The organism is Ruegeria sp. H4, from assembly GCF_056533065.1.
Genome location: NZ_JBQFOC010000001.1, coordinates 2138339 through 2160786 on the forward strand (window position 1 = coordinate 2138339; position 22448 = coordinate 2160786).

22 protein-coding genes are annotated in these 22448 nt (G+C 57.3%); 16 read left to right on the forward strand and 6 right to left on the reverse strand.

The window, feature by feature from the left end:
- Positions 1 to 38 precede the first annotated feature (38 nt).
- From ACR0KG_RS10435 to ACR0KG_RS10455, 5 genes are read left to right on the forward strand one after another with little or no spacing between them, the layout of a single operon-like run.
- Positions 39 to 1538: an aldehyde dehydrogenase family protein gene (locus ACR0KG_RS10435; protein ID WP_480827213.1), complete on the forward strand. Its 1500-nt coding sequence runs from the start codon at positions 39 to 41 to the stop codon at positions 1536 to 1538.
- Positions 1538 to 2512: a membrane dipeptidase gene (locus ACR0KG_RS10440; protein WP_480544778.1), complete on the forward strand. Its 975-nt coding sequence runs from the start codon at positions 1538 to 1540 to the stop codon at positions 2510 to 2512. The genes ACR0KG_RS10435 and ACR0KG_RS10440 overlap by 1 nt, the downstream gene beginning before the upstream one ends.
- Positions 2513 to 2516: 4 nt before the next feature.
- Positions 2517 to 4205 carry a hypothetical protein gene (locus tag ACR0KG_RS10445; RefSeq protein WP_480827214.1) on the forward strand — a complete coding sequence of 563 codons (1689 nt, stop codon included), beginning with the start codon at positions 2517 to 2519 and terminating at the stop codon, positions 4203 to 4205.
- Positions 4202 to 4831 carry a DUF3726 domain-containing protein gene (locus ACR0KG_RS10450; RefSeq protein ID WP_480827215.1) on the forward strand — a complete coding sequence of 210 codons (630 nt, stop codon included), beginning with the start codon at positions 4202 to 4204 and terminating at the stop codon, positions 4829 to 4831. The genes ACR0KG_RS10445 and ACR0KG_RS10450 overlap by 4 nt, the downstream gene beginning before the upstream one ends.
- A 12-nt stretch (positions 4832 to 4843) precedes the next feature.
- Positions 4844 to 5854, forward strand: coding sequence for an Ldh family oxidoreductase (locus ACR0KG_RS10455; protein WP_480549608.1), 1011 nt, complete (start codon positions 4844 to 4846; stop codon positions 5852 to 5854).
- Between the two features lie 42 nt (positions 5855 to 5896).
- Here the strand turns inward: ACR0KG_RS10455 and ACR0KG_RS10460 are convergent, their stop codons facing one another.
- Positions 5897 to 6508, reverse strand: a complete 612-nt coding sequence (locus ACR0KG_RS10460) for a TetR/AcrR family transcriptional regulator (protein ID WP_480549610.1) — start codon at positions 6506 to 6508, stop codon at positions 5897 to 5899.
- A gap of 188 nt (positions 6509 to 6696) precedes the next feature.
- Here ACR0KG_RS10460 and ACR0KG_RS10465 point away from each other — a divergent pair, with 188 nt between their 5' ends.
- From ACR0KG_RS10465 to ACR0KG_RS10480, 4 genes are all read left to right on the forward strand, one after another.
- Entirely contained in the window at positions 6697 to 7641 is a 945-nt protein-coding gene (locus ACR0KG_RS10465) for a homocysteine S-methyltransferase family protein (protein WP_480827216.1), read from the forward strand.
- A gap of 35 nt (positions 7642 to 7676) precedes the next feature.
- Positions 7677 to 8342: a hypothetical protein gene (locus ACR0KG_RS10470; RefSeq protein WP_480827217.1), complete on the forward strand. Its 666-nt coding sequence runs from the start codon at positions 7677 to 7679 to the stop codon at positions 8340 to 8342.
- Between the two features lie 70 nt (positions 8343 to 8412).
- Positions 8413 to 9006, forward strand: a complete 594-nt coding sequence (locus ACR0KG_RS10475) for a GNAT family N-acetyltransferase (protein ID WP_480827218.1) — start codon at positions 8413 to 8415, stop codon at positions 9004 to 9006.
- 210 nt (positions 9007 to 9216) lie between these two features.
- The gene (locus ACR0KG_RS10480; RefSeq protein ID WP_480549618.1) at positions 9217 to 10035 is read left to right on the forward strand and encodes a sulfotransferase domain-containing protein; all 819 of its coding nucleotides are present in this window, start codon (positions 9217 to 9219) and stop codon (positions 10033 to 10035) included.
- Here the strand turns inward: ACR0KG_RS10480 and ACR0KG_RS10485 are convergent.
- The gene (locus tag ACR0KG_RS10485; protein ID WP_480544677.1) at positions 10026 to 10919 is read right to left on the reverse strand and encodes a LysR family transcriptional regulator; all 894 of its coding nucleotides are present in this window, start codon (positions 10917 to 10919) and stop codon (positions 10026 to 10028) included. The genes ACR0KG_RS10480 and ACR0KG_RS10485 overlap by 10 nt on opposite strands.
- 78 nt (positions 10920 to 10997) lie before the next feature.
- On the opposite strand from ACR0KG_RS10485, the gene ACR0KG_RS10490 reads away from it, so the two are divergent.
- From ACR0KG_RS10490 to ACR0KG_RS10510, 5 genes are all read left to right on the forward strand, one after another.
- Positions 10998 to 12119, forward strand: coding sequence for an ABC transporter ATP-binding protein (locus tag ACR0KG_RS10490; protein WP_480549620.1), 1122 nt, complete (start codon positions 10998 to 11000; stop codon positions 12117 to 12119).
- Entirely contained in the window at positions 12119 to 13039 is a 921-nt protein-coding gene (locus tag ACR0KG_RS10495; protein ID WP_480544675.1) for a carbohydrate ABC transporter permease, read from the forward strand. Before ACR0KG_RS10490 ends, ACR0KG_RS10495 begins: the two co-directional genes overlap by 1 nt.
- Entirely contained in the window at positions 13032 to 13967 is a 936-nt protein-coding gene (locus ACR0KG_RS10500) for a carbohydrate ABC transporter permease (protein WP_480544674.1), read from the forward strand. The genes ACR0KG_RS10495 and ACR0KG_RS10500 overlap by 8 nt, the downstream gene beginning before the upstream one ends.
- Positions 13968 to 14069: 102 nt before the next feature.
- A complete protein-coding gene (locus ACR0KG_RS10505; RefSeq protein WP_480544672.1) occupies positions 14070 to 15329 on the forward strand; it encodes an extracellular solute-binding protein in 1260 nt (419 codons plus the stop codon).
- A 70-nt stretch (positions 15330 to 15399) separates the two neighbouring features.
- Positions 15400 to 16224, forward strand: coding sequence for a metallophosphoesterase (locus ACR0KG_RS10510; protein WP_480549622.1), 825 nt, complete (start codon positions 15400 to 15402; stop codon positions 16222 to 16224).
- 42 nt (positions 16225 to 16266) lie between these two features.
- Here the strand turns inward: ACR0KG_RS10510 and nagA are convergent, their stop codons facing one another.
- Genes nagA through ACR0KG_RS10530 form a run of 4 tightly spaced genes read right to left on the reverse strand, consistent with a single transcriptional unit; the run spans position 16267 to position 20064 of the window.
- On the reverse strand, positions 16267 to 17397 hold the full coding sequence (nagA, locus tag ACR0KG_RS10515) for an N-acetylglucosamine-6-phosphate deacetylase (RefSeq protein ID WP_480827219.1): 1131 nt from the start codon (positions 17395 to 17397) through the stop codon (positions 16267 to 16269).
- Complete coding sequence (locus ACR0KG_RS10520) at positions 17394 to 18422, reverse strand: SIS domain-containing protein (RefSeq protein ID WP_480549626.1); 1029 nt, start codon at positions 18420 to 18422, stop codon at positions 17394 to 17396. Before ACR0KG_RS10520 ends, nagA begins: the two co-directional genes overlap by 4 nt.
- Before the next feature lie 12 nt (positions 18423 to 18434).
- Positions 18435 to 19190 (reverse strand): GntR family transcriptional regulator, encoded by a 756-nt coding sequence (locus ACR0KG_RS10525; RefSeq protein ID WP_170535234.1) that lies wholly within the window; start codon positions 19188 to 19190, stop codon positions 18435 to 18437.
- Positions 19177 to 20064: a glucosamine kinase nucleotide-binding domain-containing protein gene (locus tag ACR0KG_RS10530; protein WP_480827220.1), complete on the reverse strand. Its 888-nt coding sequence runs from the start codon at positions 20062 to 20064 to the stop codon at positions 19177 to 19179. The genes ACR0KG_RS10525 and ACR0KG_RS10530 overlap by 14 nt, the downstream gene beginning before the upstream one ends.
- 159 nt (positions 20065 to 20223) lie before the next feature.
- Between ACR0KG_RS10530 and ACR0KG_RS10535 the strand changes: the two genes are divergently transcribed.
- Positions 20224 to 21147, forward strand: coding sequence for an N-acetylmuramic acid 6-phosphate etherase (locus tag ACR0KG_RS10535; RefSeq protein WP_480827221.1), 924 nt, complete (start codon positions 20224 to 20226; stop codon positions 21145 to 21147).
- The gene (locus ACR0KG_RS10540) at positions 21144 to 22397 is read left to right on the forward strand and encodes an ABC transporter substrate-binding protein (RefSeq protein WP_480827222.1); all 1254 of its coding nucleotides are present in this window, start codon (positions 21144 to 21146) and stop codon (positions 22395 to 22397) included. The genes ACR0KG_RS10535 and ACR0KG_RS10540 overlap by 4 nt, the downstream gene beginning before the upstream one ends.
- Positions 22398 to 22448: the final 51 nt, after the last annotated feature.

Sequence of the window (22448 nt, forward strand, 5' to 3'; positions counted from 1 at the left end):
CTTTTCTGAAGTCAGGTTAACTTATTTGAGTTTGACTGATGTTGCCCGCCGAGTCCATTCTGCATCAAACTTTCTTTGAGCTGGGGCCCATTGTGACCAATCTGAACCTGATCGCCGGCGAATGGCTGGCCGGCGAAAGCGAAATCGAAAACCGCAACCCGTCTGATCTGTCCGACGTGATCGGACACTACGCACAGGCCAGTGCTGATCAGCTGGAAGCGACGCTGGACCAGGCGCGTGTAGCGCAGGCCGAATGGGCCGCCTATGGGCTGGAGCGCAAGCAGACCGTTCTGATGAATATCGGCAATGAACTGATGGCCCGCGCCGAAGAATTGGGCACGCTTCTTAGCCGCGAGGAAGGAAAGCCGCTCGCCGAAGGCAAGGGCGAGGTATTCCGGGCCGGTCAGTTCTTTACCTACTATGCCGCCGAATGCCTGCGCCAGATTGGTGAGAACGCCGATTCCGTGCGCCCGGATATCGAAATTGATGTGCGCCGCGAGGCCGTTGGCGTCGTCGCCGTGATCAGCCCCTGGAACTTCCCGACCGCAACCGCGTCATGGAAGATCGCCCCGGCGCTGTGCTATGGCAACGCTGTGGTCTGGAAGCCTGCCAACATCACCCCGGCCTCGGCCGTCGCCCTGGCCGAAATCATCAACCGTCAGGACATTCCCAAGGGCCTGTTCAGCCTCGTGATGGGCTCGGGTCGGTCGATTGGTCAGCGGTTGGTCGAAAGCCCCAAGGTCAACGCCATCTCGTTCACCGGTTCGGTTCCGGTGGGCAAAGGAATCGCCTCGGCAGCCATTCAGAACCTTACCAAAGTGCAGATGGAGATGGGGTCCAAGAACGCGCTGGCTGTGATGGATGACGCCGATCTCGACCTTGCCGTCTCGCTGGCTTTGGGTGGGGCTTTTGGGGGCACCGGCCAAAAATGCACTGCATCGTCGCGACTGATTGTGCATTCGGCCATTCACGATGTCTTTGTTGAAAAACTGGTCGCTGGTACACAGGCGATGAAGGTTGGTCATGCGCTCGAAGATGGCACCCAGATGGGCCCGGTTGTCAGCGAACAGCAGCTCTCAGAAAACCTGGCTTATGTCGATCTGGGTAAAGCCGAAGGGGCTGAACTGGCCTGTGGCGGCCAACGTTTGGACATGCCCCATGACGGCTATTACATGTCACCCGGCGTGTTCCTGAACACAACCAATGACATACGCATCAACCGGGAAGAGATGTTTGCGCCGCTGACATCGGTCATCAAGGTGGGTAGCTATGATGAGGCACTGGCCACCGTCAATGACACCAATTTCGGACTGACCTCAGGCATCGTCACGCAGAACCTGGCGCGTGCCACCCATTTCCGCCGCAACGCGCTCACTGGCGTGGTGACCGTGAACCTGCCCACCGCAGGCACAGATTATCACGTGCCCTTCGGTGGCCGTGGTGATAGCTCGTATGGCCCCCGCGAGCAGGGCAAGGCCGCGGCCGAGTTCTACACCACGGTCAAAACCGCTTATATCAGCGCTGGAAAGCCGATGTGATGCGGATCGACGGGCTGCAATACGCCAATTGGTCCGAAAAGATCTTTCGGCAGTTGCGCGAAGGTGGCGTGGACGCGATCCATGTCACCATCGCCTATCATGAGAATTTCCGCGAAACGGTTCTGAACTTTGAAAAGTGGAACCGCTGGTTCGAACAATACCCGGACCTGATCATGAAAGGCCGCTGGGCCAGCGATATCGACATAGCGCGAGAAACTGGCAGGACGGCGGTTTTCTTTGGCTTCCAGAACCCCTCACCCATCGAAGATGATATCGGCCTGGTGGAAATCCTGCATGATCTAGGCGCGCGGTTCATGCAGCTGACCTATAACAACCAATCCCTGCTCGCGACGGGTTGCTATGAAGCCGAGGACACCGGCATTACCCGCATGGGCAAGCAGGTGATCAAAGAGATGAATCGTGTAGGTCTTGTTGTCGACATGAGCCATTCTGCGGATCGGTCGACCATCGAGGCTGCCGACCTGTCCGAGCGTCCCATCGCCATCACTCACGCTAATCCGCACGAATGGTCACCCGCTTTGCGCAACAAGCGTGACGAGGTGATCCGTGCGGTGACAGAAAATGGTGGGATGCTCGGGTTTTCGGTCTATCCTCATCACCTGAAAGACAAGTCTGACTGCACGCTGGAAAGCTTTTGCGAAATGATCGCACGGACGGCTGAGAAGTTCGGCGCCGAACATTTGGGGATCGGCACGGACCTGTGCCAGGATCAGCCCGACAGCGTGGTCGAATGGATGCGCGTTGGACGCTGGACCAAAGAAATTGACTATGGCGAAGGGTCGGCAAGCAATGCAGGTTTCCCCCCGATGCCACACTGGTTCAACGACAACCGTGACTTTGGCAATATCGAGGACGGGTTGCGTGCAACCGGCTTGAATAGCGACGAAGTGGCCGGGATCATGGGAGGCAACTGGTACCGGTTCTTTGCCGAAAACTTCGTCGCTCAGGGGTGATGGGATGGAAACTCAGACCGAGACACAGATCGAAAGACGAGACCCAGCAACGGTCATGCGCCTGTCGCGGCTGGGGTCGCTGCATCAATGCCGATTAAGCTTCATGCGACAGCTGACGCGCCGTCTGGCGCAGGAGAATTGGTCTTTCACACGTCCGGTTTTTGACATTGACGCCAATGGGGTTGGCCGTGCCGTCTATACAGCGCAGGGGCCGGAACGGGCCTATTCTCTGGTGGCCTTTGCCCATGATCTGCCTCCGGAACAACGATCCGACCGCGTAATCGCCGAAGCCTGGGACGCCACCTTCACCCTGTTTGATGGCATCCCGACCCAGGCCGATATCGACCGTTTGTCTCGAAACGTGCCCTTGCAAGAGGCCGGACGCGTCAGCGAGAGCGAATTGTCCCTGTCCCGCGCCAACCGGTCTGTCCGGCTGTGGAAACATGTTGTGGATGCCCTGGCAGCTGGGCAGCAACCCGATTTGTCGCAGATACATCAGGTCGGTTACTTGATGCGTACAACTGCTGTCTACGGATCGGGCAAATTCGGCGCGGCTGATCGGGAAAGGGTCGCCAATCGCCCCGAGGCGCAGGCACCGTTTCAGGTTGAGATGCTGTCCGTGTTTCTGACCCGTACCTTTGTGCGTGATCTGGTACAGCATATGGCCAATGCCAAAGGCGGCGATCAGGCCGCGCAACTGGACCCCGAGATCGCGCGTTGGCTGGGGATCGGGAACTCCACCGGGTTGGGCATGGCCCCCTTCATCGTCAACCACCCGGTTCTGTTCAACAACTGGATCATGGCACGGGAAGAGGCGATCGCTCGTGTCCGCTCGGTCGCTACAGCAACGCGGGACGAAGTAGATCAGTTCCGCAACCTGTTCCGTCGTAGCCAGCTGTCGATTTCATGGTGGCAGTCTGAACATCCGATACAGATCAAAAAACTCGCGCATTTGAACGCCGATCTTAAGGCGATTGCGGCCTATCTGGACGATGATGACCTGAGTGGCGTTAGTCCGTGGGATCGACTCGTCAGTTGGTCTGAAACCGCGCTGAGTGAGGAAGGGCAGGAGTTTGTGGCTTCGCTTATCCTCGAACCCTATCCGGGTCTTGTTGACGGGTTGACATCCTGCATGGCGGACAGCCGGACCGAGGCTTTTGTGATCAATGGCAGAATGTCCATCGGCCAAGCCTGTGGTCTAATCCAAGAAACATATGGATGGGCGCTTGATCTGGATTGGACGGCTCGGGAACACTGTGCCCGCGCCTGGTACGTGTCCGAAGAAAAGCTGGAACCCCGACTGGGTGAACGGTTCGAAGAACCTATCGAGGCGTATGAACAACCCCTTGCCCCAGCGCGCGATGCCGCTGCGGCTTATGCAGCGCTGAACGATTGGGATGACAGCCAGACCATTGCCGAGTTTTTGCTGCGCCACCCCGAACACCGCCACACGATCCGTCGCGCGCAACTGGCGCGTTCCACACCGTATGGGGAAATCCGCGACAATACGATCGGAGACGCAGTGTTGCCCATCGATATGTTGCGGGCCAAACTGTCTTTCTTTGGCGCGACGCATTTCGATCCGCGCTCGGATCGGTGGGTGCGCATCTGCATGTATTCCGGCGCGCCTTATCCCGAAGAGCTGACGGCTGAAAACGCTGATCTTTGGGTTTATCCGCAGGAACCTGCATGAGCTTTTCACTGAACGAGATGGAGGCGACCGCCAAACGCGCCACCCGTGGCGCGGGCTATTCTTGGGGTCAGGCCGAGGAAGCGGCTAAGGCGACAAGATGGCTTTGTGAAAAAGGCCTGGATGGGGCCGGATCGCTCGCAACCTTGTTGTGTCTTGGTTACGCATTCAATCCCGATCTACACCGCCCTAAGCAAATCGAGGGTGTTTGGGCAGGCGACGCAGCCCTCTGTCCGCTTTCAGTCGGTCCCTTGCTTTCAGACTGTGTTCACATGTTGGACGAAGGCCCGATTGAGATTCATGATCTTGCAGCCCCTGCCTTGATATTGCCTTTTGCGTCTTATGCCGCACGAGCGCTGAATTGTGTGATCGCGGTTGAGATTGATCGGGTCCACTCCATCACAGATGGCGCTGCTCTATCGGCACTCGACATGCCTGCGGCCCCGGCACAACGCGTTATGGTTCAACGCAGCACAGAACCGGTTTCACACCGCGATCCGCATACGCGCGCTGTTCCGACCCAAAAGGATTGGGAGACGCTACTTACCTTCGCCCACCGCACTTATGCCCCAGCGACCGAGGAATCCCGTTTGCTGGGGGCCGGTGCCGGGCTTTCCGACAATGACTAAAGAGAGATACACGTGACCGAAACTCGCACCCTGACCCTCGCAGAAATCGAAGACCTGTCGTTCCGCGCCCTTGTGGCAGCCGGGACCTCTGAGGCGAATGCCCGTCCCCTGGCGCAAGCCACGGCAGCGACCGAAGCGGATGGTGTTGCCAGTCACGGGCTGGCCTATATCCCGATCTATTGCGAACATGTGCAATGTGGGAAGGTCGATGGGATGGCGGTGCCGATATTGTCGCGTCCGAAACCGGGTGTTGTGGCGGTAGATGCCGCCACCGGCTTTGCGCATTCCGCGATAGACACGGGGTTCGGGGCGCTGATCCCTGCTGCCCGCGAACAGGGCGTCGCGGTCTTGGCCATTCGAAACAGCTATAACTGCGGGGTTCTGGGCTATCATACGCTTCGTCTGGCTCAGGCTGGTCTAGTTGGTTTGGGCTTTACCAACGCCCCGGCATCAATCGCGCCATCAGGAGGCTCAAAACCCGTTGTCGGCACCAACCCGTTCTCAATCGCGGCACCGGGCCCAGATGGCCAGCCTGCATTATTGATCGACCAAAGCGCCAGCACCATCGCCAAAAGTGAGGTGATGAAACACGCACGCGAAGGCAAGCCGATCCCGGTCGGCTGGGCGCTGGATTCCGACGGCAATCCAACCACCGATCCAGAAGTCGGCCTCAAGGGGTCCATGGCGCCTTCGGGCGGCTACAAAGGCGTTGGCGTCGCGCTGATGGTCGAGCTTCTGGCCGCCGCAATGACAGGCGCCACACTGGGCATCAACGCCTCACCGTTTTCAGGAACCGCAGGCGGCCCGCCAAAAACCGGTCAGTTCTTTATAGCGATTGATCCTGTCGCAACCGCAGGTGGCGCGTTCGATGCCGGGATCTCAAATCTGATCGAGGCGATACGGTCGCAAGAAGGAGCGCATCTGCCAGGGGACGGTCGCGGTTCAAAACGTATCGTCGCTCAGACCGAGGGTGTTGCGGTGAACGCGGCAACACTGGCTAAGGTCGAAGCAATTCTGGGATGAGCAAATGGTGCTGAGCGGAGGTTGGACGCTCTAGCCTCTGCACTAATTGGGAGCAAACAGCAGCTTCAGATAAGTTCTGAACAGCATGATTTGTTCCGAGGCGTTGTTGTGTTCTCGCAAGGCCCGTTGCAGCACAAGCCCTCCCTCGACCACGCCAGAGACCATATCGCCAAGCGCATCCATGTTGACGGTTTCACGCGGCTCGTAAATCTCGGCAATCTCTTCGAACATTGCCCGAAACCGTTTGCGCCAGCCAAGGATGGCCTGACGGTTTAGCTCGCGCACGCCCTCATCGAACAGTCGATCCTGATAGGCGGTTGATGCAATAACGCATCCAGGGTGACCGGATGGCATTTCTTCCAGCATCTCCGCCAAGAGTTTCAGACCAATCAGCATGCAATGCAGCGGGTCGTCGTTCAACTCGCGCGCGCGGGCGAACAGATCATCATAAAGCTTGTTCTCGACTTCGATATAGCGCTCCAGCATGGCCCGCGCCAAAGCGTTCTTATCCTTGAAGTGATAGAAAAACCCACCGCGCGAGATCTCTGCACCGGCGACGATTTCTTCGATCGAGGTCGCCTCGAACCCCTTTTCCAGCACCGAAGCCTCAGCAATGTCGAGGATTCGGCTGCGTGTGTCCAGTTTTTGATCCATTGCGCCCCTCCCTACTGTACTGCGAGTCCAGTTCACTGGACCTTCAAGCTTGGCCTGGCGGTCACATTTTGGGTTACTGCCTGAAATGACAGCAAAAAATTAGCCACTGCAACCGAACCACGCGGCAACTATCAGCCCGGTCGGGTTCAAGAGTACCACTTTCGCATCAACGGACAAGGATTGCTTCGATGCGACTGAACGCTTTCAAAGACACGCAACGCTTCTTCCTTTCAGATGGAGGGTTGGAGACTTTTTTGATTTTCGACAAAGGCTATGACCTGCCCTGTTTTTCTGCTGCCGTATTGTTGGATACAGAACAGGGGCGTGCGGATCTGGCCGCATATTTCACCCGTTTCATCGATATTGCGAAATCAACTGGGCGCGGATTCATTCTGGATGCGCCAACCTGGCGTGCAGGAACCGCATGGGCCGGACCGCTGGGTCAGACGCTGAAACAGGTGATGGATACAAATACCCGCGCGGTTTCCTTCGTATCCAACCTGCGCGCGCGGCACGAGACCGAGAGTTGCCCCATTCTGATCAACGGCTTAGTTGGGCCAGCAGGCGATGCTTATGCGCCAGATACCGAGATTTCGGCGCAAGAGGCGCTGCTGATCCACGCGCCTCAGATTCAGGTTTTGGGCAAGGCCGGGGTCGACATGATCAGCGCGATGACTTTGACCCACGCCGCTGAGGCCATCGGGATCGTGCAAGCTGCAAAGGAAATCGATCTACCTGTCGTCATCGCGTTTACGCTGGAAACGGATGGCCGGCTGCCATCCGGACAAAGGCTGCAAGACGCGATTGCCGAAGTGGATGCGGCAACTAACGAGGGCCCGCTTTACTACATGATTAATTGCGCGCATCCGGACCATTTTCGCGACGTGCTCGATGCGGGTGCAGACTGGGCGCTTCGGATCGGTGGCGTTCGCGCCAATGCCTCTCGTCAAAGTCACGCGGAGCTCGACGCGGCAGAGGTTCTCGACGATGGCGATCCGGTCGAACTGGGCCAGCTGAGCGCCGATCTGTTGGCGCAACTTCCGAACATCCGGGTTTTGGGCGGCTGCTGTGGCACCGACCACCGGCATGTTGGTTGCATTGCGGGGCATGATCCATCGCGTCCTGCGGCCTGAGCTTTCTCAAATCTACCTCCCTGAAAGGAAAACCAATGTTTAAGACATTTCTAACCTCGACCGCGCTGATGCTGTCGCTGGCCACCTATGCCAAGGCCGAAGCGCCCATGGCCTTTGACGTGGCCGAGGATCACACACGTATCCATATGGCAACTGCGCCTTTGCACGAAAACGGCATGCCTGCACATGGCAATGCCTTTGTCAGCCAGGGCTATATCTATCCTGCGGGCACGCTTGCCGAAGGCACTGTTGGTGTTCTTGAAGATGGCAGCCCTGCCTTTCCCGATCTGGTTCTGGGCACTTGGACATGTGACGGGTATTTCGTTGGCGAAGGTGCCAATGCCACCACCGGAGTCTGGATCATCAGTCGCCAAACCTTTTCCTTCGATGATGGCGCAACAGTCGTGACCCAAGGCACCGAGATCGCGGATATAGGGCAGCCCAACCTGCGGCCTGTGACCGGCGCGACAGGTGAATTCGCCAACATCGATGGTGGGTTGATCCAGACAACGCTTGGTTTCAACGATTTTTGGGGGCTGAGTGCGACCTATGTGTTTGAAGACCGCACACCTGATCCCGCATCGGGGCCGGATCATGCCAGCTATGGCACTGACCAGATTGATAAAACGGATCATCTGGAATGGGACTCAGGCCTGCCCGTGGGCCCAATCTTTGACGACCGCCTGAGCCCATCGACCTAGCCTTTCCAAAAAGAACGATCGGGCCAAATGCCGGCCCGATTTAATCTATTGTTTCACAATGAGCGCTAAGATGAATATTCAAAATCAAACCCTTATCCGCCAAGCGGATGTTTCTGATGCGGAACACCTCGCCAAGCTGATCAACCTTGCGGGCGAAGGTATCCCTAATTGGCTGTGGACCCGTTCCTGCATCGAAGGGCAAACACCGCTAGAAGTTGGTATCGAACGTGCCAAACGCAAAACCGGTGGCTTTTCCTATATAAATGCGCTGGTTGCGGATCGTGTGGGACAGACCCTAGGCATGGTTCTTAGCTACGCGATTGCCGAGGCGCCAACCGACAACCCAGACGACCTACCTGCCCCGATTGCGCCGTTTGTGGCGCTTGAAAAGCTATCGATCGATACCTGGTTCATCAATGCGCTGGCGGTTTTCCCTGAAGGACGAAACCAGAGCATTGGGACGCAGCTGATGGCCGCAGCCGAAGACCAGGCGAAGAGGCAAGGGTTCAGCAAGATGAGCATTCAGGTTTACGCCCAGAACACGGGCGCGGTTCGACTGTATGACAGGCTGGGATATACGCTGGTGGCGCGCGAGCCCGTGCGTCTGCACCCCTGCCCGCCTTACTATTCTGGGGATGTTCTGCTGTTGATGAAAAACATCTAGGTCATGACTTGTGTTTGGTTGCCCTGGCGGGCCCAAACCGCGAACGTGTTGCCGGGACCTATCGGAGCTTCTAGATTTGGTACGCTCCATTTGATCGCACCGGTATGGGTCGCAGACCGGTTCTATTAGCCAAGTCATTAGGCGGAGGTAGCACGCTTGACGCATCGAAAGCTTTATCTAGGTCCCCTGACAGACAACAGGCGCTGGGATATGGTCAATATTCGACCTGATGATGTGTTTGTTGTGACACCCCCGAAATGCGGCACAACCTGGATGCAGACCATCGTGGCCTTGTTGCTTTCGGGCGATTCCGAGGTCGAAACAGAGCTGTCGATCAAGATGCCTTGGGTCGACATCCGCCTGCGCGAAATGCCCGAGATTGCCGCACGGCTTGAGGCAATGACCTGCCGCCGCAGTATGAAAAGCCATACTCCACTGGATGGCCTGCCGCTGGATGATCACGCGCATTATTTCTGCGTGTTCCGGCATCCGCTGGACGCGCATTTTTCATTCCGGAATCACATTCGGAACATTCCCATACCGTGGTTCGATCACTGGTATCCTGAACATGATGACGACGGTATCACATTCCGCCGGTTTCTGGATGGTGGTGCCGAAGGGTTCGATACAGACGCCATGCCGCTTGCGCATATCCTGCAACACTACAAAGCGGCAAAGGCCATGTCTGGTCGGCCAAATGTCTCTTTGTTTCACTATTCTGATATGAAACGAGATTTGGCAGGTGTGTTCGCGCGGCTTTCGGAACTTCTGAATACGCCGCATTCAAACTCGGTGATGCAACAGCTCATCGCGGCCGCGACATTCGACCATATGAAAGAGAATGCCGAACGGTATGCCCCCAGCGGGGGAAAAGGCTTCTTCAAGTCAGATACAGAGTTTTTTCACAGCGGTTCCAGCGGTAAATGGCATGGCCAACTATCGGATCAGGAACTTGCCGCTTACGACGCCATCATGGACGAACACCTGAACCGGGAAGACCGGTTTTGGCTTGAAAATGGTCAAGGCTGATCTTCGGAAACCTGACAGAAACTTCGCACCAGTTTCAAATCCATTCTATGACGTGGCACGACCAGGCTGGTTTCGTAGTACTTCTCCAACTCCCGGATCGGGACCTGAGTCAGCCCGGCCTCGGACCCTGCGCTGTTTTCCAGAAAGATGCCAACGCCCAATCCGGCCATGATCGCCTCTTTCATCACCGGAAATGTGGTGGTTTTGACAATCCGGCGCGGTGCCAGTTGCAGTTTGTCCAACGCCCTGGTTACGACCCTTTGCGTTAGCGATCCGCTTTCTGGTAACAAAAGCGTTTCATCCACGATCTGGGTGAGGCTTAGCACTTTGCGCCGCGACCAGTCATGCGTTTCCCTTACATATAGCACAAAGCGAGATGTGCAGAGCGGTTGAAGATACCACTCCGTGCTGATTGTAGGTTCGGTGATGACGCCAAAATCCACCTTGCGTTTCTGTAGCAACTCAATGGCGCTGCTCCAATCGCATAGCGCAAAGTCGATATCGACATTGGGGTATGTGTCGGCGAAGCGGGCGATCAAACCCAATGCTGGTTGCGGAGCGTTTGCGATTATCTTCAGATGGCCGCGTTCCAGTTCCGAAAAGCCCTGAACCTTTTCTTCTATGATCGTGTGCAGCGTCGCAAACCTGTCGGCGAGATCAAAGAACTCTTGCCCTGTTGCGGTTAACTCGATCCCATCGCGAGCCCGCACCAGCAGACGTGCACCCACATGTGCCTCAAGCTTGGCAATATGCTGTGAAACAGCGGATTGCGACACACCCAGCGCGCGCGCCGCGTTGGTCAGGCTGCCTTCTCGCACGACATAGGCGAAGGCTTTGAACTGATACGGATTTATGTTCATGTCGCCGCGCAGTTTAGCCTGCATAAGCAACACTTATATGTCGTCACAGAATCGAGACATGAACTTCTTAAGCTGCGCGCGGTCAGTTGGGGTAGCCGCGCTATGGGTCAAATTAGCCTTCAAGGTATTCAGAAAACATTCGGGCAAACACCTGTGCTTCAGGGTGTCGATCTCGAAATCGAAGAGGGTGAGTTCCTGACCCTTGTGGGACCGTCCGGCTGCGGTAAATCCACCTTGCTCCGCATTCTTGCGGGGCTCGAGGCTCCAACGGCGGGCCAGGTGATGATTGACGGGCAGGAGGTAACCCGGATGCGCCCGGCCAGCCGTAATCTGGCGATGGTGTTCCAATCTTATGCGCTCTATCCGCATTTGACGGTTGCGGAAAACATGATGACCCCGCTCAAACTGCGGGACATCGGGACAGCCGGGCGATTGCCTGTGCTGGGGCCCTTGATTGCCCGCTCGGCTTACCGCGGGCTTCGGGCCAAGGTCAATGAAACGGCTGAAACTTTGCAGATCCAAAACCTGTTGGATCGCAAACCGGGCCAGTTGTCGGGTGGTCAACGTCAGCGCGCGGCTTTGGGACGGGCCATGGTGCGCAATCCGGTTGCCTTTTTGATGGATGAACCACTGTCCAATCTGGACGCAGCCTTGCGGGTTCATATGCGGGCAGAACTGTCTGATCTGCACCGCCGTCTGAAAACAACCTTTGTCTATGTCACCCATGATCAGGCCGAGGCGCTGACCATGTCGGATCGGATGGCCGTCATGATGGATGGTCATATTCTGCAGCTTGGCAAACCAGATGATATCTACCGCAATCCACAATCCTTAGCCGTTGCCCGCTTTGTCGGATCACCCGCAATCAACACCATGCCTGCCGAGATCGACGGCGCCGGTGCATTGCGGGCACTTGATGTCAGTTTGTTGGGCACCAACGCCCAGGCAGGTCCAGTCACACTGGGTATCCGGCCTGAACACCTAAGCATTGATCCCGCAGGCGCGTTCTCTGGGGTCGTGACCCATCGGGAAAACTTAGGCTCTGATCTGTTCATCCATCTGGGTGTCAACGGGCTAGAGCAAAAGATCGTGGTACGGGCCGCTCCGGACACGCGCGCTGAGATTGGGCAAACCCTCCGGTTTTCTGCGATCCGGGACAAAATCATGATGTTTGACGGCAGCGGTGCACGACTGCCTGAGCAGACAATGCTCGAGGTCGCCTGATGCCCGGTTCGCGCGCTTATCTTTGGTTCATCGCCCCGGCATTGATCTTGATGATCGTGATCCTGATTGTGCCTATCGGCATCGCGGGTGTGCTGAGCGTTACCAATTACTCGTTGGGCAATGCAGGCATGGACTATGTTGGATGGGAGAATTTCGAGAAAATCTTCACCCGGCGTAGCTATGAAAAGATGTTCGGGGCTACGTTCCGATACGTCTTTGTTGTTGTACCACTGACAGTCCTGCTGGGATTGGGTGCAGCTCTCCTAATCCATTCGCTCACCCGCTTTGGGAACCTCTATAAGACGATCTACTTTCTGCCGGTCATGGCCGCGCTGATCGCCATGGCCATCGTGTGGGAATTTGCCCTGCACCCGACCATCGGCATTGTGAATGCCACGCTGGAAAAAGGATGCGGCACCTGGCTTGAGGCCTGGGGCTGGTACGCGCAAGGCTGCGCCAAGACCTTCCCGCTTTGGCTGACTGATCGGGATTATGCGATCTGGACGGTTGCGTTCATCGGCGTTTGGCAGGGTTTCGGCTTTAACATGGTCTTGTATCTGGCCGGGCTCAGCTCGATCCCGCCATCGCTTTATGACGCGGCCGAAATGGATGGCGCACCCACTGGGTGGGAGCGTTTCCGACTGGTGACCTGGCCGATGCTGGGCCCCACAACAGTGTTTGTCGTCACAATCTCATTCATCCGATCCTTTCAGGTCTTTGACACTGTCGAGGCGTTCTATCCGCAAGGCGGTGGGCCGTCGAAATCGGTCTATGTGATGATGTTCGCGATCTACGAAAAAGCGATCCAGCAAAACCTGATGGGGATCGGCGCTGCCATCACCGTGGTGTTCCTGGCTTTTGTCATGTTCCTGACGCTGGTGCAGCGCTGGCTGGTGGACCGGAGGACCCATTATGTCTGATACAACTTCCACCCCCACCACCGCCTTACCCGAGATCGGGTTTCGGTTTTCCACCGCCGAGACGATCAAACATGTCATCCTGATCCTGGGTGCAATCGTTGTCTTGCTGCCCTTCTACGTGATGGTCAGCTACTCGTTCAAAGCGCCGCATGAGATCATGCAGAACCTGGGTGGTTTCTTAGGTAGCCAGCAACCGTTCCGGGATGATTTCTGCGTCAAGCTTGGCAATGCTGCGGCGGATTGCATGGTCAATCCAACCATCTACAACTACACAACCGCTTTCGCCAAAGCGCCTTTGCTGCGCTATTTGGCCAATGGAATCTTCGTGACCCTGTCGATCTTTCTGATCCAGGTTATCGTCGCCCTGCCCTGCGCCTATGCTTTGGCCAAGCTACGGTTCTGGGGGCGCGAGGCGGTGTTTGCGCTGGTGCTGTTCTGCCTTCTGATCCCTGTGCACGCAATCGCCTTGCCGCTGTACATCATGCTGGCCAAGGTGGGACTGACGAACACCTATGCGGCGCTGATTGTGCCCTGGACCATCTCGGTCTTCGGGATCTTTCTGATGCGCCAGTTCTTTATGACCGTTCCGGACGATCTGATCGATGCCGCCCGGATGGACGGGATGAGCGAATATTCCATCGTGTGGAACGTCATGCTGCCTACGGCCATCCCGGCCCTGTTGGCCTTTGGCATCTTTTCGGTTGTCGCGCATTGGAATGATTATTTCTGGCCCCGCATCGTAATCACCGGCAATCGCGAGCTGTTCACGCCACCGCTGGGCCTGCGAGAATTCAAGGGGGATGCGGATGGCGACAACTTTGGCCCGATGATGGCCACGGCCTGCATTATCGTAACCCCGCTGATCGTTGTTTTCCTACTGGCGCAGCGCCGCTTTATCGAAGGGATAACACTATCCGGAATGAAGTAGGGCGGGAAATTCCCGCCCCACCACGACATCCCAAATCGGGATACCCACCAGGGGCTGCCAATCGCCAAACCGTCAGACCCCTCAGTTCAACTGGAGAGAGTAATGAAAACCCTCACAACTGCAATGGCTTTGGTACTTGCCGCAGGGGCAGCCACCGCTGAAGACAAGATCGTCGTCGAGTTCGCCTATCCCTATAGCCATCTCTTTGACGTCACTTACGAAAAAATCCTGCCGAAATTCTATGCTGAAAACCCGAACATCGAAATCAAGATGCGGGCTACTTACGAAAGCTATGAAGACGGCACCAACACGATCCTGCGCGAAGCCGTTGCCGGCACGCTGCCAGACGTGACCATGCAAGGCCTGAACCGTCAGGCGATCCTGGTGGAAAAAGGCATCGCAAAATCGCTAGAGCCTTTCATCGCGCAAGAGGCCGACTTTGCCAAAGACGGCTATCACAAGGCGATGCTGGACCTTGGCACTTTCAACGAAGATGTCTACGGCCTGCCCTTCTCGATCTCGCTGCCGGTTGGCTACTACAACATGGAGACCATGGCCAAGGCTGGCTATGACGAAACCAACCTGCCCACAACCTGGGCCGAAGTGATCGAAGCCTGTGGCCGCCTGAAAGAAGCCGGTGTCGAAAACCCCATGTTCTGGGGCTGGAACATCACCGGCAACTGGTTCCTGCAAGCCATGATGTGGAGCCAGGACAAACCCACCGTCATGGGCACCGACTTCACTCTGGACGAACCCGAAGGCCTGCAAGCCTTGAACACGATGAAAGACCTGTTTCAGGGCTGCGAAATGCAGAACCTGGAATGGAAAGGCGCGTTAGCTTCTTTCTCGGCCGGTGAGATTGGCATGATGTACTGGTCCACATCAGCCGTTGGCGCGGTTGAGCGCGCGATGGGTGATTTCACTCTGGTAACGAACGAGTATCCGGGTTTCACAGCCGAGGGGCCAATGGGTTTGCCCGCGGGCGGAAACTCGGCCCTGCTGGTGTCGACATCTGAAGACCCAGCCCAGCTGGAAGCCGCTTGGAAATGGCTGAAATTCATCACATCGGGTGAAGGTGCCGCCGATGTGGCGCGGACCACCGGTTACATGCCACCGAACCAGGCCGCCAATGAGATCATTCTGGCCGATTTCTACGCCGAGAACCCGGCCAAGGCGACAGCTGTACGTCAGCTGCCCCTGCTGCGTGAATGGCAGGCCTATCCGGGCGACAACGGTCTGGCCGCAACGCAGGTCATCTATGACGGGATCGAAGGCATCGTGACCGGCGAATATGATGACATGGAAGAGTTGCAGCAAGACCTGACTGAAGAAGTGCAGGATCTGCTGCCCTCCGGGTCCTAAAACTCAAGGCCCGCGCCATAGGCTGGCGCGGGCCACTTCTTTTTACAATATCACTTAAAAGGCGCCAACTATGAAGCTGCTTCAGTTCACCGATATCCACCTGACAACGCCGGGCGATACCATCAGCGGCCGCGATCCATTGGCCAATCTGAACAAAGCGCTGGATCACGCGATGCAAAGCCACAGCGATGCAGAGGCGCTGTTTATCACGGGTGATCTGTCCGATTGGGGCGAAGCCGCTGATTATGCCTTGCTCAAGGAACGGATAGGAAGCATCCCACTTCCGGTCGAGCTGTTGATCGGCAACCATGACGACCGTTCGACCTTTCTACGCTGTTTCCCTGAACTGGAAGGGGAAGGCGGATTTGTGCATCGCACTGTCCCGTTGAGCCTGGGCCACGCGGTGCTTTTGGACACCTGGGGCCCGAACACGCATGCAGGTCATTTCTGCGCGAAACGAGCGGATTGGCTCTCTCGTCAGTTGGCAACCTTGCCAGGTCCGATCTGGATTTTCATGCATCATAACCCGGTTCCAATCGAAGTTGCGCCGATGGATGAGATCATGTTGCTGGATGCAGATTTGTTTGCGGAAACGATCGCGCCGCATAAGGCTAAAATCCGGCATATATTCCACGGGCATTGCCATTTGCCGCTGACGGGGTCCCTGCTGGGTGTGCCTTTCTCGGCCCCCCGAGGCACCAATCACGCCGGATGGGCTGATTTCTCGGCGACGCGTTTTCTGTCGTCTTCGGACCTGCCGGAAAGCTACGCGGTGATCTTTGCAACCGAGACCACAACGATGACCCATATGGTTGAGTTCGGATACGCGGGTGAGATCAAGGGCGAAGGCACCCCCGATTATGCCGATTGGAATAAGCTCACGATGGTGCGGTAATGGGCTGATAGTCGGTCGGTGATCGACCCCTGAAAGGGTCGATCAAGCCAGAACCGGCTGGGCCGCCGACAAATCCGGCGCGATCAGGATCATGTGTGATAGGTCCATCGATATCCTGTCGCCCTGCTTCGCAATGAACTGATGCGGCACGCTGGTGGCTGCGGCCAAAGCCTGTGGCAATGGGATATCGACCTGTTCAGTTAGAACCTTCACCGCTTGCGTCAGACACAGGTCGGCCCCGGCCAGAGTTCCATCCTGCAAGGTCAGCCTGCCATCTCTACGCTGAATCGGGCGGCCTTCCAACTGGAATTCTGTCAGATCTGTCCCTGCAACAGCCATCGCGTCGCTGACAAGAAAAATACAGCCCGGCCCCTGCTTGGCAGCCCAGGCGGCGCGCATGGTTTCGGGATGAACATGCACGCCATCCGCAATTAACCCCGCTGACATCGCTCCACTGGCCAGGGCGGCACCGACCAGGCCCGGCTCTCGGTTGCCAAGTTGGCTCATCGCGTTGAACAGATGTGTGGCACAGCGCGCGCCTGCTTTGGCATAAGCCATGCAGGTGTCAAAGGACGCATCGCTGTGGCCGAGCGAGACAATCACGCCAGCCTGCGCCAGTGCCTTGACTTGTTCAGGCGTTGTCGTTTCGGGGGCAACCGTAACCATCAAAGCGGGCAAATGTCCTGCCGCATAAACGATGGCTTCAAGATCAGTTTGCTCCATCGGGCGGATCAGGGCTGCGTCATGCGCCCCTTTGCGCCGTTCCGACAGATGCGGGCCTTCCAGATGCAGGCCAGCGATACCCGGAACACCCGCCTGAACGGCTTTGATTGCGGCCTCAATTGCAGCCCGCGTTTTCTGGGCCGTATCCGTGATCAGGGTAGGCAGGATACGGGTCGCGCCCAATCCACGATGCGCCTTTGCGATCCGGCTGAGTGTGTCAACGGATGGATCGTCGTTGAACATGACACCGTCACCGCCATTGACCTGCAGATCCACATAACCGGGGCTAAGGATGCGCCCTGCCAAATCCTCGATTTGGTCTTCGGTGGCGTGCGCCTCGGGGATCAATGCGTCCAACACACCGTTGCGGAACCGCGCAGCGTAACCGACATGCAGGTCGCTTCCGTCGAAGATCGGGCCGCCTGAAAAGGTGATCGAAGCGTCGGTCATACCGTTTCCGTAACTTTCTTCAGGTGGCGTGGCATATCGGGGTCGACCCCACGCCGGGTGGCCACGCTTTCGACCATTCCATAGAAAGACGCAATTGTGGGGATCGGGTCAGTCATCCAATGCGAAGTTCTGACATGCGGAAGCACCGTTGCTTGCTTTACGCGGCTGGTGGTGGCGAAAACTTCCGCCCCTTTAGCGGCAAGCTTATCCGCAACCTCTGCCAGATTGGATTCAGCCGCATCCCCTGAGGACAAGGCCAGCACCGGAAAGCCCTGATCGACAATGGAAACAGGGCCATGCAGAACTTCGGCTGCCGAATAGCTTTCAGCGTGAATCTGGCAGGTCTCTTTGAATTTCAAAGCAGCTTCGTTCGAGATCGCCAGCGACAGGCCGCGCCCCAGCGTAAACAGCGAACGGCCATCCACCGCATCAGCTACCGCGCTCCAATCACATGCAATCGCCGCTGACAGGCTGTCCGGCAGGCCATGAATGGCGCGCAACAATGGCTCGTCGCGTTTCACCTGCGCGATCAGCCACAGGCCTGCGACCAAAGAAGTGACGAATGTCTTGGTTGCAGCAACACTCAGCTCGGGACCCGCATGGATCGGTAGCGTCGCGGTGGACGCTTCGGCCAGAGCGGAGGCCGTGTTGTTGGTGATGGCGACCGAATAGGCACCGCCGGATGTCACGGATTGTGTGAGCTGTACGATGTCGGGGCTTTGCCCGGATTGTGAGACCGCAATGCAAACTGAATCCTCGCAACGCATATCGACGCCGTAGATCGATTTGACCGATGGCCCGACCGAGGCCATGGGCAAGCCCAACAGCAGCTCGGATGCGTATTTCAGATAGCTACAGGCGTGATCCGAAGACCCCCGCGCGACTGAGATCAGGAACCGTGGATCACGGGCCCGGATTTCGTCAGCCGATTGTGCAATCCGGCTTGCGCCTTCGGTCAGAAGGCGATCAACGGCGTCGGGTATCTCGTTGATTTCCCGTCGCATTTGAGTGGTTTTGTCAGACATGATCCCAGGCTTTCAATTAGACAGGCGCAATTCGGCTACAAAGTCGTAGGCGTCGCCGCGATAGATTGAGCGAGTCAATTCAGCGACCCGCCCGCTTTCCAGATAAGAGGTACGTTGAATCCGAAGCCCGGCGGTGCCTTCGGCAACATCCAGCAGCTCGGCCTCGGGCGCTTCGAGGTTGATAGCCGAGATTTTCTGGATCGCGCGCACCGGTCGAAACCCGGTTTGTTCGAGAACAGCATAGAGCGATCCGGTCACCTCGGTCGGATTTGGAAGGATGTCCAGCGGCAGCGCCGCGCGCTCCAGCGCCATTGGCCGCCCACCCGCTGCGCGCAGGCGGTGGATGCGGGCAACCTGTTCGTTGGTTGACAGGCCAAGGGCCATCATCTCTTCGGGCGATGGCAGGAAAATCCCGCGCTCCAGCCAGGTCGAGGTGGTCTTGAGGCCGCGCCTTTCCATGTCTTCGGTGAAAGAGGTCAGATGAGACAGGGACTGTTCGACCCGCGCAACGGGTTCGCGCACGAATGAGCCCGAACCTTGCCGCTGTTCAACCGCACCTTTACGCACCAGCTCCTGAATGGCCTTGCGCACGGTCACGCGCGATAGGTCGGTCAGTTCAGCAATCTCTCGTTCGGGCGGAAGTGAACTGTTAGGCGCTAGGATACCATCCTGAATACCTTGTTCCAATCGTTGGCGTAGCTGCACATAGCGCGGGCCTGCGTTTTGGCCCAGCCATCCTTCGGGTCTTAGGAAATCAGCTACATTCATGTTCGATCTCCTCCTGAAAGGCACGCGCCAAAGCCAATGCGCCAGACAATGGATCGCCCAAAGGCTGGGTCAGCGCGGCTTGCATGTCCTGAGGCAGATAGGATGCATAGTGCGGTCCGATGCCCCCGGTCAGACAAACTGGCAGACCCGGGCGCCAGCCCATCTTTCTCATCATGCCTGCCAGATAATCGGCGCCGTCCTGTAAAAGTGCGACCGCAAGCGCATCCTTGTGGCTGGCCAGTTCCGTCACCTTAGGGGCGATTGCGCCGAATTCGGTTGGCGTCATCTGAGCCGCTGCTTTGACCAACCCCGGTGCGCCCCCGTGGTGAGATAGTAAATCCTGCGCCAGCTGCGAAGATGTACTTACGCCATCGACATGATCCAAAGCCTTGGACAGCGCGCGTTTTCCGATCCATTGCGCCGAGGCCTGATCACCCAGCACCGGCCCCCACCCTCCGGCCAATCGGACTGTGCCAGCCTGTTGAGTCGCGATGAACGACCCCGTTCCGCAATGCGCAACAAACCCGTCTGCCGGACCTAGTGCCCCGCGCAAGGCGGCGCCGCGGTCATCTTCGATACGCACGTGGCGGCAAGGCAAAGCCGACGCCAGTTTTTGCGCGATCGCATCCCCCGTGATCCCGGCCAGGCCCAGATAGGTTGGCGCGTTCATGATGTCATCAACGGAGAGGCCGGACTGAGATATCAGGACCTCTAGTCCCCGCCGCAATTCACCAAGGGCGGCGTCGAAATCAGTAGACACATTAGCCGCGCCAACCTCGACCTTGTGGCGCGTTTCCCCGTCGCAAAGGGCAAGGCGACAGCGTGTTCCACCCCCGTCGGCAGCCAGAATCAGAGATTTTGAAGATCGAGTCATATAAAGACCTATATAATACCTATGTCCAAAAACAAAGTCCCAATTATAACCAAACGCGCAATTATGGCCAAATAATACTTGCAAACAGGGTAACAAAATAAATGGTAGACTAATGGTATTTAAAAGGTATGATTACGGGAACTCTTGGGGGAGAATCACGTGAACACGCCAGTAACGGAACAACTGCATCAGGATGCACGCGGGCTGGATACCCGTCCGCTGATCGAGGTGGCAAATCTGCTGGCAACTTCGCAGGCATCGGCGGCGAAGGCTCCGTTGGAGGCCTTGGCGCCATTGTGTGGTGGCGCACAGGCGATGGCTAATTCCATCCGGTCGGGCGGTAAGCTTCGCTATCTTGCGGCGGGGTCTTCCGGCCTGATGGCCGCGTCAGATGCGTTGGAACTGGGGGGCACATTCTCAATCCCAGCATCACAAATCACCATCCATATGGCCGGCGGCCTGCCGACAACGGCTGAAATGCCCGGTGACGTCGAGGATGCGGTTGATGCGCTTGAAGATGAATTGGCCGACCTACACGAAAATGACACTCTGATAGCGGTGTCGGCCAGCGGAACGACACCCTATACGATTGCCGCGGCCAAGATGGCGCTGGCCAAAGACGTGCCAGTCATCGGGATTGCCAATAATGCGGGATCACTATTGCTGCAACTGGCGGATCATGCCGTGTTGCTGTCTACGCCGCCCGAATTGATCTCCGGCTCAACCCGAATGGGTGCGGGAACCGCGCAGAAAATCGCGCTGAACATGTTGTCGACACTGATGGCTGTGGAGCTTGGACATATTCAGGACGGCATGATGATCAACCTGCGTGCAGACAATGACAAGCTGCGTGCTCGTGCCAATGGGATCGTCTGCCAGTTGACGGGCGTGACATCTGAACGCGCCGGTGCGGCCCTCAGATCCACCGATGGCGCGCTGAAAAGCGCCGCACTTGTTGCTGCCGGAGCCGGATCGATCGAGGCCGCAGAGGCGTTGTTGGAGGAAACAGGGGGCCATTTGCGCCCTGCCATGAACCGACTGAAGCAAAATGATGAAACTATCAACCTGGGAGAATCCAAATGAAACGTAATGCCCTAAGCCTTGCCCTGATGAGCACCGCGCTTGTCGCAAGTGGCGCTTTCGCGCAGGATGCAACAATCACGATTGAAAGCTGGCGCAACGATGACCTTGCCCTGTGGCAGGAAAAGATCATCCCAGCTTTTGAAGCCGCCAATCCCGGCATCAAAGTCGTGTTTTCCCCGTCGGCCCCCGCGGAATACAACGCTGTTCTGAACTCGAAGCTCGAAGCCGGCTCTGCCGGTGATCTGATCACCTGTCGCCCGTTCGATGCATCGCTGGCGCTTTACGAAGCGGGTCATCTGACTGATCTGTCCGATCTGGACGCGATGAGCAATTTCTCGGATGTGGCGAAATCTGCATGGCAGACCGATGATGCATCGGCCAGCTTCTGTGTTCCGATGGCGTCGGTGATCCACGGCTTCATCTATAACAAAGATGCGTTCAATGAGCTGGGCATCGAAGTCCCGACCACCGAGGCCGAGTTCTTTGCTGCCCTCAACAAGATCAAGGAAGACGGCACCTACATCCCAATGGCGATGGGGACCAACGACCAGTGGGAAGCCGCCACCATGGGCTACAACAACATCGGCCCGAACTACTGGAAAGGTGAAGAAGGTCGTCTTGCCCTGATCAAGGGTGACCAGAAACTGACTGATCCCCAGTGGGTTGCCCCCTATGCGACGCTGGCCAAGTGGGCCGACTATCTGGGAGACGGATACGAAGCACAAACCTATCCCGACAGCCAGAACCTGTTCACGCTGGGCCGCGCTGCGGTTTATCCTGCGGGCAGCTGGGAAATTTCAGGCTTCAACACGCAGGCCGACTTCGAAATGGGTGCATTTAAGCCGCCGGTCCAGAATGCAGGCGACACCTGCTATATTTCGGACCACACCGATATCGGCATCGGTATGAACGCGGCCAGCGAAAACCAGGAAGCGGCACGCACATTCCTGGCCTGGGTCGCAAGCCCTGAATTTGCCAGCATCTTCGGAAACGCCCTGCCCGGTTTCTTCCCACTCTCCAGCACTCCGGTTGAGTTGGAAGATCCGCTGGCAAAGGAAATTGTCGGTTGGCGTGAGGAATGTGAAAGCACCATCCGTTCAACTTACCAGATCCTGTCGCGCGGCACGCCGAACCTCGAAAACGAGACCTGGGGTGCATCCGTGGCCGCTATCAAAGGCGCCGAAACACCAGAAGCACTTGGTCAGAAACTGCAGGACGGTTTGGCCAGCTGGTACGCACCGCACCAGTAAGCTCTAAGCCACTCACTCTAACCGGGCGCGGCCCGCGTCGCGTCCGGACCT

Bases quoted from the DNA above. Each gene is read 5' to 3' on its own strand.
- ACR0KG_RS10520 (WP_480549626.1), bottom strand. From the start codon at position 18,422: ATGTCTGACAAAACCACTCAAATGCGACGGGAAATCAACGAGATACCC.
- ACR0KG_RS10485 (WP_480544677.1), bottom strand. From the start codon at position 10,919: ATGCAGGCTAAACTGCGCGGCGACATGAACATAAATCCGTATCAGTTC.
- ACR0KG_RS10505 (WP_480544672.1), top strand. From the start codon at position 14,070: ATGAAAACCCTCACAACTGCAATGGCTTTGGTACTTGCCGCAGGGGCA.
- ACR0KG_RS10475 (WP_480827218.1), top strand. From the start codon at position 8,413: ATGAATATTCAAAATCAAACCCTTATCCGCCAAGCGGATGTTTCTGAT.
- ACR0KG_RS10490 (WP_480549620.1), top strand. From the start codon at position 10,998: ATGGGTCAAATTAGCCTTCAAGGTATTCAGAAAACATTCGGGCAAACA.
- ACR0KG_RS10460 (WP_480549610.1), bottom strand. From the start codon at position 6,508: ATGGATCAAAAACTGGACACACGCAGCCGAATCCTCGACATTGCTGAG.
- ACR0KG_RS10480 (WP_480549618.1), top strand. From the start codon at position 9,217: ATGGTCAATATTCGACCTGATGATGTGTTTGTTGTGACACCCCCGAAA.
- ACR0KG_RS10540 (WP_480827222.1), top strand. From the start codon at position 21,144: ATGAAACGTAATGCCCTAAGCCTTGCCCTGATGAGCACCGCGCTTGTC.
- ACR0KG_RS10530 (WP_480827220.1), bottom strand. From the start codon at position 20,064: ATGACTCGATCTTCAAAATCTCTGATTCTGGCTGCCGACGGGGGTGGA.
- ACR0KG_RS10440 (WP_480544778.1), top strand. From the start codon at position 1,538: ATGCGGATCGACGGGCTGCAATACGCCAATTGGTCCGAAAAGATCTTT.
- ACR0KG_RS10525 (WP_170535234.1), bottom strand. From the start codon at position 19,190: ATGAATGTAGCTGATTTCCTAAGACCCGAAGGATGGCTGGGCCAAAAC.
- ACR0KG_RS10435 (WP_480827213.1), top strand. From the start codon at position 39: ATGTTGCCCGCCGAGTCCATTCTGCATCAAACTTTCTTTGAGCTGGGG.
- ACR0KG_RS10500 (WP_480544674.1), top strand. From the start codon at position 13,032: ATGTCTGATACAACTTCCACCCCCACCACCGCCTTACCCGAGATCGGG.
- ACR0KG_RS10470 (WP_480827217.1), top strand. From the start codon at position 7,677: ATGTTTAAGACATTTCTAACCTCGACCGCGCTGATGCTGTCGCTGGCC.
- ACR0KG_RS10465 (WP_480827216.1), top strand. From the start codon at position 6,697: ATGCGACTGAACGCTTTCAAAGACACGCAACGCTTCTTCCTTTCAGAT.
- ACR0KG_RS10445 (WP_480827214.1), top strand. From the start codon at position 2,517: ATGGAAACTCAGACCGAGACACAGATCGAAAGACGAGACCCAGCAACG.
- ACR0KG_RS10510 (WP_480549622.1), top strand. From the start codon at position 15,400: ATGAAGCTGCTTCAGTTCACCGATATCCACCTGACAACGCCGGGCGAT.
- ACR0KG_RS10495 (WP_480544675.1), top strand. From the start codon at position 12,119: ATGCCCGGTTCGCGCGCTTATCTTTGGTTCATCGCCCCGGCATTGATC.
- ACR0KG_RS10450 (WP_480827215.1), top strand. From the start codon at position 4,202: ATGAGCTTTTCACTGAACGAGATGGAGGCGACCGCCAAACGCGCCACC.
- nagA (WP_480827219.1), bottom strand. From the start codon at position 17,397: ATGACCGACGCTTCGATCACCTTTTCAGGCGGCCCGATCTTCGACGGA.